A 14,108-nucleotide genomic window follows, 5' to 3' on the forward strand; every position below is an offset into this window, starting at 1 on the left:
GGCCGGCGGCGCTCAGCTCATGGTCGCGAGCGCCAGCTTCACCGAGAAACCGATGAACAGGCCGCCCACGCTGCTCGCCGCGCCCGCCGCGAGCTTGCGGCGGCGGCGGAAGTGCTCGGCGAGCCGCGCGCCCGCGAAGATCAGCGTGCTCAGGTACAGGAAGCTCGCGCATTGCGCGATCGCCCCGAGCACGACGAACGACAGCGCGGGATGCGGGAATGCCGGGTCGACGAACTGGATGAAGAACGAGATGAAGAACAGGATCGCCTTCGGATTCAGGAGGCTCACGATCAGCGCTTTCCGAAAGGGCCGCTCGCCGTCGACCGCCTGCGGCGCGTCGACCGGCGCGTCGCCGCGCGCGCTCAGCTTGCGCCACGCGCCGCGCAGCATCCCGGTGCCGATGTACAGCAGGTACGCTGCGCCGCCGTACTTGACGACGGAGAACAGCAGCGGGTTCGCCTTCAGCAGCGACGCGACGCCCGCGGCGGACAGCACCATCAGCACCGTGTCGCCGACGAACACGCCGCAGGCCGCGCGATAGCCGGCCTTCACGCCGCGCTGCGCGGCGAGCGACAGCACGTACATCGAGTTCGGCCCCGGCAGCAGGATGATGAAGATCACGCCGAACACGTAGGTCCAGATATCCGTGATGCCGAGTGCGTGGCCGAACATGATGCGACTCTCCCGTTCTTCGATTGCGTCGGTGACGTCAGGCGGTGCGCTGCTTCGCCGCGTCCATCAACGCGGTGAAACGGTCGAACAGGTAGCCGATGTCGTGCGGGCCGGGCGACGCTTCCGGGTGGCCCTGGAAGCAGAACGCCGGCTTGTCGGTCAGCTCGAAGCCCTGCAGCGTGCCGTCGAACAGCGATACGTGCGTCACGCGCGCGTTGGCCGGCAGCGAATCGGCGTCGACCGCGAAGCCGTGGTTCTGCGACGTGATCACCACGCGGCCGTCGCCGAGATCCTTCACCGGATGGTTCGCGCCGTGGTGGCCCGTCTTCATCTTCAGCGTCTTCGCGCCGACCGCGAGGCCCATGATCTGGTGGCCGAGGCAGATGCCGAAGGTCGGCACGCCGCGCTCGATGAATGCCTTGGTGGCCGCGATCGCGTAATCGCACGGCTCCGGATCGCCGGGGCCGTTCGACAGGAAGATGCCGTCCGGATTCAGCGCGAGCGCCTCTTCCGCGCTGGCCTGGGCCGGCAGCACCGTCACGTGGCAACCGCGCTCCGCGAGCATGCGCAGGATGTTGTACTTGACGCCGAAGTCGTACGCGACGACGCGGTACTTCGGCGCTTCCTGCATGCCGTAGCCGCTTTCGAGACGCCATTCCGTCTGCTTCCACTCGAACGGCTTGGTGGTCGACACGACCTTCGCGAGATCCATGCCGGCGAGGCCCGGGAACGAGCGGGCGAGCTCGATCGCCTTCGCTTCGTCGTCGGAACCCGTCAGGATGCAACCGTTCTGCGCGCCCTTGTCGCGCAGGATGCGGGTCAGCTTGCGGGTGTCGATACCGGCGATCGCGACGACGCCTTCGTCGCGCAGGTAGTCGCCGAGCGTGCGTTCCATGCGGAAGTTCGATGCGAGCGTCGGCAGATCGCGGATGATCAGGCCGGCGGCATGGACTTTCGTGGCTTCGACGTCTTCGGCGTTGACGCCGACGTTGCCGATATGCGGATAGGTGAGCGTGACGATCTGGCGCGAGTAGCTCGGGTCAGTCAGGATTTCCTGATAGCCGGTGATCGCGGTATTGAACACGACTTCGCCGATCGTGTGGCCTTCGGCCCCGATCGAATAACCACGAAAGACCGTGCCGTCGGCGAGTGCAAGCAAGGCGGGAGAAAAAGACGGCAACACGGGAGGCTCCTTGGGGAACACCCTGCTGCCGACCTGTTTACCCTGCCGCGCGAGCGCCGCGCTGCGTGGGCGCGCGCGGTCGCTAGCTGGACGCGGCCTGCATTGTCGAGACGCGAACCCGGCGCGTGGCGCACGAGGCTTCGCGGCATCGCCCGACAGGCGGCGTGCGGCGGATGAACGGGATGAATGAGGTAGGCGCTAGGGTGCGAGGTTGATCAGCACAAACTTTCAAATTATAGCCTGAAAATGGCCCTCTCTTCAATTGATATGGCCGTCCGATCGCATGCGCGCCGCGCTCTGCCGCACGGCGCGACGCGCTGCGGCCCCGTTTTCGCGGCCGCCCTACCCGCCAGCGTACCGCCGGATCAGTGCGCTTGGCCAGCGCCGCGCGCGGGCCACACGTACCAGACCGCACTCGCGAGCTGCAGCGCGAGCAGCACGCCCCACGCGGCGAGGTGCGCGGCGGCCGGATAACGGCCGTCGACCGCCGGCCAGTGCGACAGCACGGCGCCGACGCCGATCTGGAACGCGAAGATCAGCAGGAAGATCACGAGCGTGAGCGTCGTGTTCGCGCGGCCGATCAGATGAGCGGGAAAGTGCCCCGCCATCACCGCGTAGGTCAGGATGCCCACGCCGCCGAACATCCCGTAGGCGGCCCACAGCACGGCGGGCGGCAACGGCACGCGCGCGACGATCGCGAGCTGCGTCGCGACGAACAGCGCCATGCCGATGCCGCAGGTTGCATAGACCGACACGTGGCGCCGCTCGAGCACGCGCGCCGCCGCGCCGAAGCCGACGCAGCCGGCCATCATCGCGAAACCGAGCACCGACACGAGGCGCGCGGCGTGCGGCGCATCGAATCCGCCGACATCGCGCAGATACGGGCCGACCCACAGCGACTGCATCGCATAGAACACGCCCTGCGTGACGACGGAGAACGACGCAATCTTCCAGAATGCGCGACTGCTCAGGATGTGCCACGTGCCCTTGAACTGGCTGACGAGCCCGCCCTGGTGGCGCGCCTGCGGCGCGTCGGGCGCGCCGAAGCCGATCGACGCCGCGACGGCCACCGTCAGCACCGCGAGGCCGAAACAGATCGCGCGCCAGCTCGCCCAGCCGAGCAGCCAGGTCAGCGGCGAGCCGACCATCACGCCGCCGAGGCCGCCCACGGCCATCACGAGCCCGTTGACGAGCGGCAGCCGGCCGACCGGGAAATGCTGCGCGAGCGCCTTGAACGCCGCGCCGAGGCACACCGATACGCCGACGCCGATCAACAGGCGGCCGACCATCATCGCGCCGATGCCGTGCGCCGCGCCGAACACGGCCGCGCCGGCCGCCGCGAACAGCAGCATGCCGGCCGTCACGCGGCGCGGGCCGAAGTGGTCGAGCATCACGCCGGCCGGGATCTGCGCGCCCGCGAAGCCGAGAAAATAGAGGCTGGTGAGCAGGCCGAGATCGGCGGCCGACAGCCCGAGCTCGTGCGTGACGAACGGCGCGAAGCCCAGATTGACGCCGCGAAACACATACGACACGAAATACCCGACCGAGAACAGCGCGAGCACCCTCACCTGCACCGACGACATCGCTTCCCCTCGTCACATCAACACGCGCGACGCAGCCCGCCGCGTCGCGCACAAATGAAAACGCCGTCACCTCGGTGACGGCGTTTCGTCGCGTTCGTCGGATGATAGCGCAATCGTGCGGGCCCGACGGCCGCTACATCGCGCGCGGCGGCGCCTACTTCTTCTTGCCCTTGCGCGCAGCGGCCTTGGCCGGCGCGGCTTTCGCGGGCGCGGCCTTCGCCGCCGGCCGGGCCGACGACTTGGCGGCGCCGCGCTTGCCGCCGTGCGACTTGCCGCCCACCGCGAGGCTCGCGCGCTCGATGTGCGCACCGCCCGTGGACGTCGCGATCCGCTCCGGACCGGGTTCCGCCGGCACCGCACGGCCGACCGGCACGTGCAGCACGAGCGCCTGGCCCGGCATCGCGAGATCGCGGTGCGTACGGTTCCACGCCTTCAACTGGCCGACCGACACGCCGTAACGGCCGGCGATCGCCGCCATCGACTGCTTGCGGCGCACGCGGATCAGCATCTTGCGCGTATCGGGGACATCCGGCTCCATCGCGAGCGCGCCGTTTTCGGCGACGTCGGCGCTGATGTCCTCGTCGTCGTCATCGCCGCGCGGCACGACGATCGTCGAGCCCGGCTTCAGGCGCATGCCGGCCGGGATCTTGTTGACCGACATCAGCGTATCGGCGTCGACGCCGATCTTCTCGGCGATCGCGGCCGGGCGCGCCCGTTCGCTGACCGTATAGGTGGTCCACGACGACAGCTGGCCGCTGTAGGCTTTCAGGTTCTTCTCGAACGCGGACGCGTTGTCGAACGGCAGCAGGATCTGCGGCTCGGTCGCGCCGAGGATCACGGGCTTCGAGAACGACGGGTTCAGCGAGCGGAACTCGTCGAGCGGCAGGTTCGCGAGCTTCGCGGCCACCGCCACGTCGATGTCGCGCGACGTCGTGACCGTCACGAAATACGGGTGGTTCGGGATATCCGGCAGCGTCAGGCCATACTGCTGCGGGCTCGCGATGATGTTCTTCACCGCCTGCAGCTTCGGCACGTAATTGCGCGTCTCGTTCGGCATCCGCAGGCTCTGGTAGTCGGTCGGCAGGCCGGCCGCCTGGTTGCGCGCGATCGCGCGCTGCACGTTGCCTTCGCCCCAGTTGTACGCGGCGAGCGCCAGATACCAGTCGCCGAACATGTCGTGCAGGCGGGACAGGTAGTCGAGCGCGGCGCTCGTCGACGCGAGCACGTCGCGGCGCTCGTCCTGCCACATGTTGCGCTTCAGGTTGTACGTGCGGCCGGTGCCGGGCATGAACTGCCACATGCCGGCCGCCTTCGCGACCGACAGCGCCTGCGGGTTGTACGCGGACTCGATGAACGGCAGCAGCGCAAGCTCGGTCGGCATGTGTCGCGCCTCGAGCTCCTCGACGATGTGATACAGGTACTTCTGCGAGCGCTCGGTCATGCGCTGCACGTAATCGGGACGCTGCGTGTACCAGGTCGTCTGCATGTCGACGAGGTCGCTCTGCAGGTCGGGCATCTGGAAGCCGCGGCGGATGCGCGCCCAGAGATCGGAGTCCGCGGTGGTCAGGTCGCCGACGGATTGCTTGTCGACGTCGACCGTTTCTTTGGCGGTGGCTGATTTACGGAGGTAGTTGGACGTCGCCTGCGAATCGGCGGCGTTGTTGGCGACAGGGGGCTGGCTCGCACACGCGGCGAGTAGCAGCACCACCATCGCACTCAATATAAGTCGCATGAAAATCTCGGCTTCCGACGGCTGGAAATTGCAGGCGATACTACGGAAGTGCGTGCTTCACGTCAATAAAAACACCGAAAACTCAGCGAAATCCTATGTTTGGAGCAATTTTTACAGACACCGCTTGAGCTTTGGAGTCCTCCGAAAAACGTCATCGGAACCGGTTTTTCCATTCGCGCATCAGCGTGAACGCCGCCAGGCGATCCGTCACCGTTTCGTGCAGCTCGGCCTCGAGCGTCGCGTGGATCGCCGCGCTGTCGGCCCGCATGAACGGGTTGACGGCGCGCTCGTGCGCGATCGTCGTAGGCAGCGTCGGCGCGCCGCGCGCACGCAGCGCCTGCGCGTCGTCGCGCCACGCGGCGAGCGCCGCATTGTCCGGCTCGCACGCGAGCGCGAAGCGGATGTTCGACAGCGTGTATTCGTGCGCGCAATGCACGCGCGTGTCGCCGGGCAGCGCCGCGAGCGCGTCGAGCGACGCGAGCATCTGCGCGGGCGTGCCTTCGAACAGCCGGCCGCAGCCGCACGAGAACAGCGTGTCGCCGCAGAACACGTGCGGCACCGCGTTGCCCTGCCCCGCTTTTTGAAAATACGCGATGTGGCCGCGCGTATGGCCCGGCACGTCGAGCACGTCGAACGCGACGGCCGGCGCGTCGAGCGTCACGCGATCGCCGCCCGAAAGCGGCCGCGTGACGACGTCGATCGCCTCGGCCGCGGGGCCGTAAACAGTGAGCGGAACATCGGCCGGTTGGCCATTGCGCAGCGCGTCGACACCGCCGACGTGGTCGGCGTGGTGGTGCGTGAGTAAAATAGCGGTCAACCGCCAGCCTCGTTCGGCAAGAACCCGGCGTACGGGCGCGGCTTCACCCGGGTCGACGGCGATCGCATCGCGGCCGTCCGAGACGAGCCAGATATAGTTGTCTTCGAATGCCGGAACCGGCACGTATTCCAGCTCGTTCATGGGCGCGCAATCATCGTTATGTCTGACCGTCAAATTATAGACTGGCCCGCCTGGACCGACTCGCCGCCCGGCCGCTACGTGCTGGGCTGGGAACAGGCGCAGCTCGACCGGATCGTGTCCGACGTGTTCGGATTCCACGCGCTGCAGCTCGGCCTGCCGCAGCTCGACGCGCTGCGCGAGAACCGCATGCCGTATCGCGGCCTGGTGCTCGACCCGGCGAGCGGCGCGAGTGCGCCGTATCAGTTTCCGTGGGCGCGCGACCCGCACGCGGCGCCGCATGCGCCCGCCGATCGCAGCACGACGTGGTGCGACCTGCTCGACCTGCCGTTCGAGTCGCAGAGCGTCGATCTCATCGTGATGCCGCACACGCTGGAATTCACGTCCGACCCGCACCGCCTGCTGCGCGAGGCCGAGCGCGTGCTGATGCCGGAAGGCCAGCTCGTGATCACCGGCTTCAACTCGCTCAGCCTGTGGGGCATGCGGCAGACGTTCGGGCGCATGGCGAACCGCCCGTTCGTGCCGGCCACGCGCGACCAGATCGCGTTCATCCGGCTCAAGGACTGGATCAAGCTGCTCGGTTTCGACCTCGAACGCGGCCGCTTCGGCTGCTACCGGCCGCCGCTCGCCACCGATCAGTGGCTGGCCCGCTACGGCTTCATGGAAGCCGCCGGCGACCGCTGGTGGCCGATCTTCGGCGCCGTCTACATGGTGACGGCCGTCAAGCGCGTGCGCGGCATGCGCCTCGTCGGCCCGATCAAGATGAAGAAGCCCGTGCTCGCACCGGGCCTGACGCCGGCGGCCTCCCCGACCACCCATCAAGAACGTTCATGACAACCGATACCATCGACATCTATACCGACGGCGCCTGCAAGGGCAACCCCGGCCCCGGCGGCTGGGGCGCACTGCTGCGCTACGGCGACAAGGAAAAGGAACTGTTCGGCGGCGAGCCGAACACGACCAACAACCGCATGGAGCTGATGGGCGTGATCGCCGCGCTCGAAGCGCTGAAGCGCCCGTGCCACGTGATCGTGCATACCGACTCGCAATACGTGCAGAAAGGCATCAGCGAGTGGATCCACGGGTGGAAGAAGAAAGGCTGGGTCACCGCGGCGAAGACGCCCGTGAAGAACGCCGACCTGTGGAAGCGGCTCGACGCGCTCGTCGCGCAGCACGAAATCGAGTGGCGCTGGGTCAAGGGCCACGCGGGCCATCCCGAAAACGAGCGCGCGGACGCGCTCGCGAACCGCGGCGTCGAATCGCTGGCCACCCTCTCCTGATTTTCTTGCTTTTCCCGACATGCGCCAGATCATTCTCGATACCGAAACCACCGGCCTGAACGCCCGCACGGGCGACCGCCTCATCGAAATCGGCTGCGTCGAGCTGCTGAACCGGCGGCTCACCGGCAACAACCTGCACTTCTACGTGAACCCCGAACGCGACAGCGATCCGGGCGCGCTGGCGGTGCACGGCCTCACGACCGAATTCCTGAGCGACAAGCCGAAATTCGCCGAAATCGCCCACCAGATCCTCGACTTCGTGAAGGACGCCGAGCTGATCATCCACAACGCGCCGTTCGACCTGGGCTTTCTCGACGCCGAATTCGCGCGGCTCGGCCTGCCGCCGTTCACCGAGCATTGCGGCGGCGTGATCGACACGCTGGTGCAGGCCAAGCAGATGTTCCCGGGCAAGCGCAATTCGCTCGACGCGCTGTGCGACCGTTTCGGCATCAGCAACGCGCACCGCACGCTGCACGGCGCACTGCTCGACTCGGAGCTGCTCGCCGAGGTGTATCTCGCGATGACGCGCGGCCAGGACAGCCTCGTGATCGACATGCTCGACGACACCGGCGCCGACGGCAGCGGCTCGAACGGCCAGCGCGTGTCGCTCGCCGCGCTCGACCTGGCCGTGGTGGCCGCGAGCGACGACGAGCTCGCCGCGCATCAGGCTCAGCTCGACGAGCTCGACAAGTCGGTCAAGGGCACCTGCGTGTGGCGCCAGGCCGCCGCGACGGATACCGCCGAAGCGGCGTAATACCCGCAGCCCGCGTCGCGGCCGCGCTCATGCGCGCGGCTGCAGCGCGATGACGGCCATCCCGCCGAGCGCGAGCACCGCGCCGGCCACGTCCCAGCGGGTCAGCGCGACGCCGTCCACGACCCGCAGCCAGATCAGCGCCACCGCGATGTACACGCCGCCGTACGCGGCATACGTGCGCCCCGCCGCGCTCGGATGCAGCGTCAGCAACCACGCGAACAGCGCGAGCGACAGCGCGGCCGGCACCAGCAGCCACGCCGGGCGCCCGGCCTTCAGCACGAGCCACGGCAGGTAGCAGCCGACGATTTCGGCCAGCGCGGTAGCGGCGAACAGCGCCGCGATCCTCATCAGTTCGGTCATCCGGTTCCTCGCGAATTCAGCCCCGTGGCGGCGGCCGGCACGGCCGCGCCGCGCGCCGCCGATCATACCCGAGCGGGCCGCGCCGAATCCCCGCCGGACGGGCGATTCCCGGCAATTTGCACGATCGTCAGTCATCGTGCTATCATGTCGCCTGTTTCAACATTCAATCTCTGTCTTTTCGATTTTGAGAGAAGCCCGTCCGCACGACGCGGGCCGGTGCCTCGATCGAAATTGCATCCACAGGAAAGCCCGCCCGACAGGCCCGCTTTTCTCGTTTCGCTGCCCCTCCGGGGCGTTGCCGGAACGCCGGACCCCTCGTCCGCACCGGCATCCGCCGCTTGCATCACGCGGCCCATTCTTCATGAGCGCACTGTCGCGATGGCCCCTCGGGCCCGCGTCGAAGCAGCCCCTTGGCCCTTTGCTGCCTGATGTGCAGCAAGCGCTTGATGGCCTGCCCCGACGCGCAGCACACGACACCGCGCTCGCCGGCAAACCGTGTCGGACGGCCCGCCCGTTCCGGCGCTGTCAAAGGAGTGCATGACCTTGACCGCAACACACGTCAGCCCGACCGCTGTCTCTTCCCCCGCTTCGCCGTCCGGCGAAGCCCCGCTCGCCGCGGACGACATCACCGTCGTCGACCAGAGCCTGCTCAAGCGCGCCGTCAGCGCGATGGCCATCGGCAATGCGATGGAATGGTTCGACTTCGGCGTCTACAGCTATATCGCCGTCACGCTCGGCAAGGTGTTCTTCCCGTCCAGCAGCCCGTCCGCGCAGCTGCTCGCCACCTTCGGCACGTTCGCGGCCGCGTTCCTCGTGCGCCCGCTCGGCGGCATGGTGTTCGGCCCGCTCGGCGACCGCATCGGCCGCCAGCGCGTGCTCGCCGCCACGATGATCATGATGGCCGTCGGCACCTTCGCGATCGGCCTGATCCCGAGCTATGCGTCGATCGGCATCATGGCCCCGATCCTGCTGCTCGTCGCCCGTCTCGTGCAGGGCTTCTCGACCGGCGGCGAATACGGCGGCGCCGCCACCTTCATCGCCGAGTTCTCGACCGACAAGCGCCGCGGCTTCATGGGCAGCTTCCTCGAATTCGGCACGCTGATCGGCTATGTGCTGGGCGCGGGCGTCGTCGCGTTGCTCACCGCGTCGCTGTCGCAGGAAGCGCTGCTGTCGTGGGGCTGGCGCGTGCCGTTCCTGATCGCGGGCCCGCTCGGCCTGATCGGTCTCTACATCCGGATGAAGCTCGAGGAAACGCCCGCGTTCAAGCGCCAGGCCGAGGCGCGCGAAGCGCAGGACAAGGCCGTGCCGAAGGCGCGCTTTCGCGAGACGCTGCTGCGCAACTGGCGTGCGCTGCTGCTGTGCGTCGGCCTCGTGCTGATCTTCAACGTGACCGACTACATGGTGCTGTCGTACCTGCCGAGCTTCATGTCGTCGACGCTGCACTTCGACGAATCGCACAGCCTCGTGCTGGTGCTGCTCGTGATGGTGCTGATGATGCCGATGACGCTGTACGCCGGCCGCCTGTCGGACAAGATCGGCCGCAAGCCGGTGATGCTCGCCGGCTGCGTCGGGCTGCTGGTGCTGTCGATCCCGTCGCTGATGCTGATCCACGCGGGCACCACCGCGTCGGTGTTCGGCGGCCTGCTGATCCTCGGCGTGCTGCTGTCGTGCTTCACCGGCGTGATGCCGTCGGCGCTGCCCGCGCTGTTCCCGACCGAGATCCGCTACGGCGCGCTCGCGATCGGCTTCAACGTGTCGGTGTCGCTGTTCGGCGGCACGACGCCGCTCGTCACCGCATGGCTCGTCGACGTGACGCACAACCTGATGATGCCCGCGTACTACATGATGGGCGCCGCGTTGATCGGCATCGTGTCGGTCGTCGCGCTCGCCGAAACGGCGCGCCAGCCGCTGAAAGGCTCGCCGCCGGCCGTCGCGACGCGCCGCGAGGCGCACCAGCTCGCGCGCCAGTTGCGCGAGGACGACGACGCGTCGGAAATCTACGGCGTCGCGACACCCGCCCGCGCGTGAGCGCCGCGCAATGAAAAAACCCGGCCGAAGCCGGGGTCCGATCGAAACCGATCCGCCCGACCGGCTTGCGCCGGCCGGGCTTTTTTTCATTCAATCGGCACGAGCGCCCTCATGCGTGCGCTTCGCAGTGACGGCAGAAGATCAGCGCACGCGAGCGCGACACGGCGGCCTGCGCACCGCGCGCCGCGACGATCAGCCCGACCTGGCCGAGATTGAAATCGCGCTCGACCATCAATTGCGTCAGCGCGGCAAGCGGCAACACGACGGACGGGTGGTACAGGCTCGATTCGATCAGGGCTTTCATCATCGGCTCCATCTGGCAATGCGTGATTCGATGGAGTGGATTCTAGGGATCGGTCGCCTCCGGATAAACACCGCGAATGCGAAGTCACTTGTCAGCCGCGGAGAACAATCGGCTGCGGCTTGCCGGACAAGGCCGGGCGGCGACCGACAGCGGTGTGGCGACGCTCGGCGCCCCGCTTCGAAGCCTAGGGCCTGTTCACGCTAATAACGGGCTTGCGCTGGCCGCCAGAAGGGCCGAGCGCAAGGATTGCGACGAAGCGAATACTCGACGTATTCGCGAGGAGCATGACGCGGCGATCGGCCCTTCTGGCGGTCAGCCCCACGAACGATTTTCTCCAAACAGGGGAACGTGCCTTTGCGCCCGCATGGCGGCGTCGTTCGTCGTTGCAATAGCTACGGCTATTGCGCCTCCTCTCTCCTTGCCCTGCGGGCGCAAAGGCACGTTCGCAAGCCCGTTATTAGCGTGAACAGGCCCTAGACGAGCGGCGTGTCGACGAAGGCCGGCAACGCTTCCGCCCGCGCGGAATGCGCGGCGAGCGCCGGATAACGGGCCGGATCGATCCGCGCCAGCACCGGATAATCGGCCGCCATGAACTGCGTGAAGCGCCACGCCACCGCGACGGTCACGTCCGACTGCAGCAGCCGCGCGCCGCCGAACCAGCCGTTCGCGGCCGCGACCAGCGGCTCCAGCGCGCCGTACGCGCCTTCGAGCTGGTTCAGCACGCGATCGACCCACGGTTCGTGCTGCTTGTCCGACGGCCGCAGCGCCTGCTCGTAGACGACCTGGACGGTCTTCTCGGCGGCCGCCAGCGCGAAGCCGATCGGCACCAGCGCGCGCAGCCGGGCATCGACCGCATCGGGCAGCAGGCGCCGCTCCGGCACGGCCAGGTGATCGAGATAGTCGACGATCAGCGACGAGTCGATCAGCGTCGCGCCGCCGTCGGTCACGAGCGTCGGCGCCTTGACGACCGGGTTGACCGCCCTGAACCGCTCGACATGACGAAACACCGAGATCGACTCGTGTCCGAACGGCAGGTCGAGCAGCTTCGCCGAAATGGCGACGCGGCGCACGAACGGGGAATCCAGCATGCCGATCAGCTTCATCGCAAACGCTCCGCTTCGAGGGAATGGGACCGACGACTGTAGCAGCGTCGCGCGGCATCGCCTGGCGCGCCCGTGCATGCGATACGCATCATCCGCCCGCACGCCGGGCTCCCGCTGTCCGGCTGCTGTGACCATAATGGAGGTTCACGCTCCTTCCGCCCCAGGGTCCGCCATGTGGTACGCCGTCGTCGAACAGCAGCGGGAATGGATGCGCGCATGGCGCGCGGCGACGCGGTACGCGTTCGATGCATGGCCCGCGGCGTCGCTGCCGCATGCCGCGTCGTCGTGCTACGACGACCTGTTCGAACCGCTGCTCGGGCCGGCGGCCGCGCCGCCGGGCTTCGACCTCGCGTGGCCCGCCGTCAGCGAGCAGATCGTCGCGCACACGGCGTTTTGCGACTTGCGGCGCTTCGCGCACGACGACGCGCGCCGCACCGTGCTGCTGTGCGCGCCGCTCGTCGGGCACGCGGCCGTGATGATGCGAGAAACCGCCGAAACGCTGCTCGCCGATGGCGACGTCTGCGTGACCGACTGGCGCAACGCGCGCGACGTGCCGCTCGCGGCCGGCCGTTTCGGACTCGACGAGTACGTCGCGATGCTCGACGGCTTCGTCGGCACCCTCCAGCGCGACGATCGGCCCTTGCACGTCGTTGCCGTGTGCCAGGCGACCGTGCCGGCGCTCGGCGCACTCGCGCTGCGGGCGGCACGCGGGCTCGCGCCGCCCGCGAGCATCACGCTGATCGGCGGCCCGCTCGACGCGCGGCTGAACCCGAGCGCGCTCGGCGCCGCGGCCGCGGCCCATTCGCTCGACTGGTGCCGGCGCCACCTGATCGACATCGTGCCGCCCGGCTTCGCGGGGCACGGCCGCCGCGTGTTTCCGACCTATCTGCAACAGGGCGAGATCGCGCTCCTGTATCCGCAACGCTTCCTGACGCTGATCGAGACCTACGCGCTGGCCGCTTCCCGCTTCGACATGACCGGGCTCGCCGACGCCCGGCGGGCGCTGCGCGAATACACCGCGCTGCTCGACATGCCGGCCGACTATTTTCTCGACACGATCGACGTCGTGTTCCAGCGCATGCTGCTCGCGACCGGCGCGTGGCGCGTGCGCGGCCGGCGCGTCGAACCGGCCGCGCTGCGCGACGTCGCGCTGCTGACCGTCGAAGGCGCCCGCGACGCGGTCACGGGCGCCGGCCAGACGCATGCGGCGCTCGGCCTGTGCAGCGGCCTCTCGGCCGACGAGCGCCATCGCGTCGACATCGACGATTGCGATCACTACGGGCTGTTTACGGGGCCGCGCTGGCACGGCAACGTCCATCCGGCGCTGCAGCGCGTGTTCGCACTGGCGGAAGCCCGCCGACCGGGCTCGCGCCCGCGCCGAGCGCGGCGGACGTGATGCCGCGTCAGGGGCGCGCCGCGTCGAGCAGCGCGCGGACTTCATCGTCGCTCGTCTGCGCGAAGCGCGCGTAGAACTGGCTGATCCCGAAGAACCGCAGCGGCTGCGACACCGTGACGAACGCGTCGGCCAGGCCGTCGAACGCCTGCGCCGCGCCCGCCGGCGCGACGGGCACCGCCGCGACGATACGCGCCGGGCGGCGCTCGCGCAGCGCCTGCAGCGCGACGCGCATCGATGCGCCGGTCGCGACACCGTCGTCGACGACGATCGCGATACGGCCGTCCACCGCCACCGGCGGCGCCGCGCCGCGATACAGCGCCTCGCGACGATGCAGTTCGGCCGTCTCGCGCGCGATCACGTCGGCGAGCTGCGCATCCGATACATCCATCGCGCGAATCACCGAACGTCGCAGATGCGTCGCGCCGCCCGTCGCGATCGCGCCCATCGCGAACTCGGGATCGAACGGCACGCCGAGCTTGCGCACGACCAGCACGTCGAGCGGCGCGCGCAGCGCGCACGCGACCGGATACGCGACGGGCACGCCGCCGCGCGGCAACGCGAGCACGACCACATCGCTACGCCCCGCGTATTCGCGCAACGCGTCGGCCAACTGGCGGCCGGCATCGGCGCGATCGGCAAAACTGCTTTCGGTCACGATCGGCTCCCTGCCGTTGCGCCGGATCCGCGACAGCCGCGCCGACGCCTGTCAACGAGGATGGTTCATCGGTCGCGCCGATGCAAGCAGGGTCATACCGGCG

The 14,108-nt window shown here is 68.6% G+C and carries 14 protein-coding genes; 5 read left to right on the top strand and 9 right to left on the bottom strand.

The window, feature by feature from the left end; genetic code table 11:
• Nucleotides 1-12 precede the first annotated feature (12 nt).
• From leuE to gloB, 5 genes are all read right to left on the bottom strand, one after another.
• The gene (gene leuE / locus HWX62_RS08610; RefSeq protein ID WP_175929490.1) at nucleotides 13-672 is read right to left on the bottom strand and encodes a leucine efflux protein LeuE; all 660 of its coding nucleotides are present in this window, start codon (nucleotides 670-672) and stop codon (nucleotides 13-15) included.
• Nucleotides 673-709: 37 nt separating this feature from the next.
• Nucleotides 710-1,855, bottom strand: coding sequence for a glutamine-hydrolyzing carbamoyl-phosphate synthase small subunit (gene carA / locus HWX62_RS08615; protein WP_175929491.1), 1,146 nt, complete (start codon nucleotides 1,853-1,855; stop codon nucleotides 710-712).
• Between the two features lie 365 nt (nucleotides 1,856-2,220).
• A complete protein-coding gene (locus HWX62_RS08620) occupies nucleotides 2,221-3,438 on the bottom strand; it encodes an MFS transporter (protein ID WP_175929492.1) in 1,218 nt (405 codons plus the stop codon).
• A gap of 154 nt (nucleotides 3,439-3,592) precedes the next feature.
• Nucleotides 3,593-5,170, bottom strand: a complete 1,578-nt coding sequence (locus HWX62_RS08625; RefSeq protein ID WP_175929493.1) for a transglycosylase SLT domain-containing protein — start codon at nucleotides 5,168-5,170, stop codon at nucleotides 3,593-3,595.
• Between the two features lie 151 nt (nucleotides 5,171-5,321).
• Nucleotides 5,322-6,128, bottom strand: a complete 807-nt coding sequence (gloB, locus tag HWX62_RS08630) for a hydroxyacylglutathione hydrolase (protein WP_175929494.1) — start codon at nucleotides 6,126-6,128, stop codon at nucleotides 5,322-5,324.
• 18 nt (nucleotides 6,129-6,146) lie between these two features.
• On the opposite strand from gloB, the gene HWX62_RS08635 reads away from it, so the two are divergent.
• The 3 genes from HWX62_RS08635 to dnaQ are packed head-to-tail and all read left to right on the top strand — an operon-like array spanning nucleotide 6,147 to nucleotide 8,159.
• Entirely contained in the window at nucleotides 6,147-6,959 is an 813-nt protein-coding gene (locus HWX62_RS08635) for a class I SAM-dependent methyltransferase (protein ID WP_175929495.1), read from the top strand.
• The gene (gene rnhA / locus HWX62_RS08640; RefSeq protein WP_175929496.1) at nucleotides 6,956-7,405 is read left to right on the top strand and encodes a ribonuclease HI; all 450 of its coding nucleotides are present in this window, start codon (nucleotides 6,956-6,958) and stop codon (nucleotides 7,403-7,405) included. Before HWX62_RS08635 ends, rnhA begins: the two co-directional genes overlap by 4 nt.
• Nucleotides 7,406-7,424: 19 nt before the next feature.
• On the top strand, nucleotides 7,425-8,159 hold the full coding sequence (gene dnaQ, locus HWX62_RS08645; RefSeq protein ID WP_175929497.1) for a DNA polymerase III subunit epsilon: 735 nt from the start codon (nucleotides 7,425-7,427) through the stop codon (nucleotides 8,157-8,159).
• 27 nt (nucleotides 8,160-8,186) lie between these two features.
• On the opposite strand, the gene HWX62_RS08650 is transcribed toward dnaQ, so the two are convergent.
• Nucleotides 8,187-8,519, bottom strand: coding sequence for a YnfA family protein (locus HWX62_RS08650; protein ID WP_011545077.1), 333 nt, complete (start codon nucleotides 8,517-8,519; stop codon nucleotides 8,187-8,189).
• A 537-nt stretch (nucleotides 8,520-9,056) separates the two neighbouring features.
• Here HWX62_RS08650 and proP point away from each other — a divergent pair.
• Nucleotides 9,057-10,547 (top strand): glycine betaine/L-proline transporter ProP, encoded by a 1,491-nt coding sequence (proP, locus tag HWX62_RS08655; RefSeq protein WP_175929498.1) that lies wholly within the window; start codon nucleotides 9,057-9,059, stop codon nucleotides 10,545-10,547.
• 109 nt (nucleotides 10,548-10,656) lie between these two features.
• Here the strand turns inward: proP and HWX62_RS08660 are convergent, their stop codons facing one another.
• Together HWX62_RS08660 and HWX62_RS08665 are read right to left on the bottom strand one after the other, a co-directional pair.
• Entirely contained in the window at nucleotides 10,657-10,854 is a 198-nt protein-coding gene (locus HWX62_RS08660; RefSeq protein ID WP_244136001.1) for a hypothetical protein, read from the bottom strand.
• A 470-nt stretch (nucleotides 10,855-11,324) separates the two neighbouring features.
• Nucleotides 11,325-11,954 carry a glutathione S-transferase gene (locus tag HWX62_RS08665; protein ID WP_175929500.1) on the bottom strand — a complete coding sequence of 210 codons (630 nt, stop codon included), beginning with the start codon at nucleotides 11,952-11,954 and terminating at the stop codon, nucleotides 11,325-11,327.
• 172 nt (nucleotides 11,955-12,126) lie between these two features.
• Between HWX62_RS08665 and HWX62_RS08670 the strand changes: the two genes are divergently transcribed.
• A complete protein-coding gene (locus tag HWX62_RS08670; protein WP_175929501.1) occupies nucleotides 12,127-13,350 on the top strand; it encodes a polyhydroxyalkanoate depolymerase in 1,224 nt (407 codons plus the stop codon).
• A gap of 7 nt (nucleotides 13,351-13,357) precedes the next feature.
• On the opposite strand, the gene HWX62_RS08675 is transcribed toward HWX62_RS08670, so the two are convergent.
• Nucleotides 13,358-14,005 carry a phosphoribosyltransferase family protein gene (locus HWX62_RS08675; RefSeq protein WP_175929502.1) on the bottom strand — a complete coding sequence of 216 codons (648 nt, stop codon included), beginning with the start codon at nucleotides 14,003-14,005 and terminating at the stop codon, nucleotides 13,358-13,360.
• Nucleotides 14,006-14,108 lie beyond the last annotated feature (103 nt).

It is taken from the genome of Burkholderia sp. BCC0506, assembly GCF_902833145.1.
Lineage (GTDB): Bacteria > Pseudomonadota > Gammaproteobacteria > Burkholderiales > Burkholderiaceae > Burkholderia.

Coding starts and splice junctions, on each gene's coding strand:
- leuE (WP_175929490.1), bottom strand. CDS start 672: ATGTTCGGCCACGCACTCGGCATCACGGATATCTGGACCTACGTGTTC.
- HWX62_RS08620 (WP_175929492.1), bottom strand. CDS start 3,438: ATGTCGTCGGTGCAGGTGAGGGTGCTCGCGCTGTTCTCGGTCGGGTAT.
- HWX62_RS08625 (WP_175929493.1), bottom strand. CDS start 5,170: ATGCGACTTATATTGAGTGCGATGGTGGTGCTGCTACTCGCCGCGTGT.
- gloB (WP_175929494.1), bottom strand. CDS start 6,128: ATGAACGAGCTGGAATACGTGCCGGTTCCGGCATTCGAAGACAACTAT.
- HWX62_RS08635 (WP_175929495.1), top strand. CDS start 6,147: ATGTCTGACCGTCAAATTATAGACTGGCCCGCCTGGACCGACTCGCCG.
- rnhA (WP_175929496.1), top strand. CDS start 6,956: ATGACAACCGATACCATCGACATCTATACCGACGGCGCCTGCAAGGGC.
- dnaQ (WP_175929497.1), top strand. CDS start 7,425: ATGCGCCAGATCATTCTCGATACCGAAACCACCGGCCTGAACGCCCGC.
- HWX62_RS08650 (WP_011545077.1), bottom strand. CDS start 8,519: ATGACCGAACTGATGAGGATCGCGGCGCTGTTCGCCGCTACCGCGCTG.
- proP (WP_175929498.1), top strand. CDS start 9,057: ATGACCTTGACCGCAACACACGTCAGCCCGACCGCTGTCTCTTCCCCC.
- HWX62_RS08660 (WP_244136001.1), bottom strand. CDS start 10,854: ATGATGAAAGCCCTGATCGAATCGAGCCTGTACCACCCGTCCGTCGTG.
- HWX62_RS08665 (WP_175929500.1), bottom strand. CDS start 11,954: ATGAAGCTGATCGGCATGCTGGATTCCCCGTTCGTGCGCCGCGTCGCC.
- HWX62_RS08670 (WP_175929501.1), top strand. CDS start 12,127: ATGTGGTACGCCGTCGTCGAACAGCAGCGGGAATGGATGCGCGCATGG.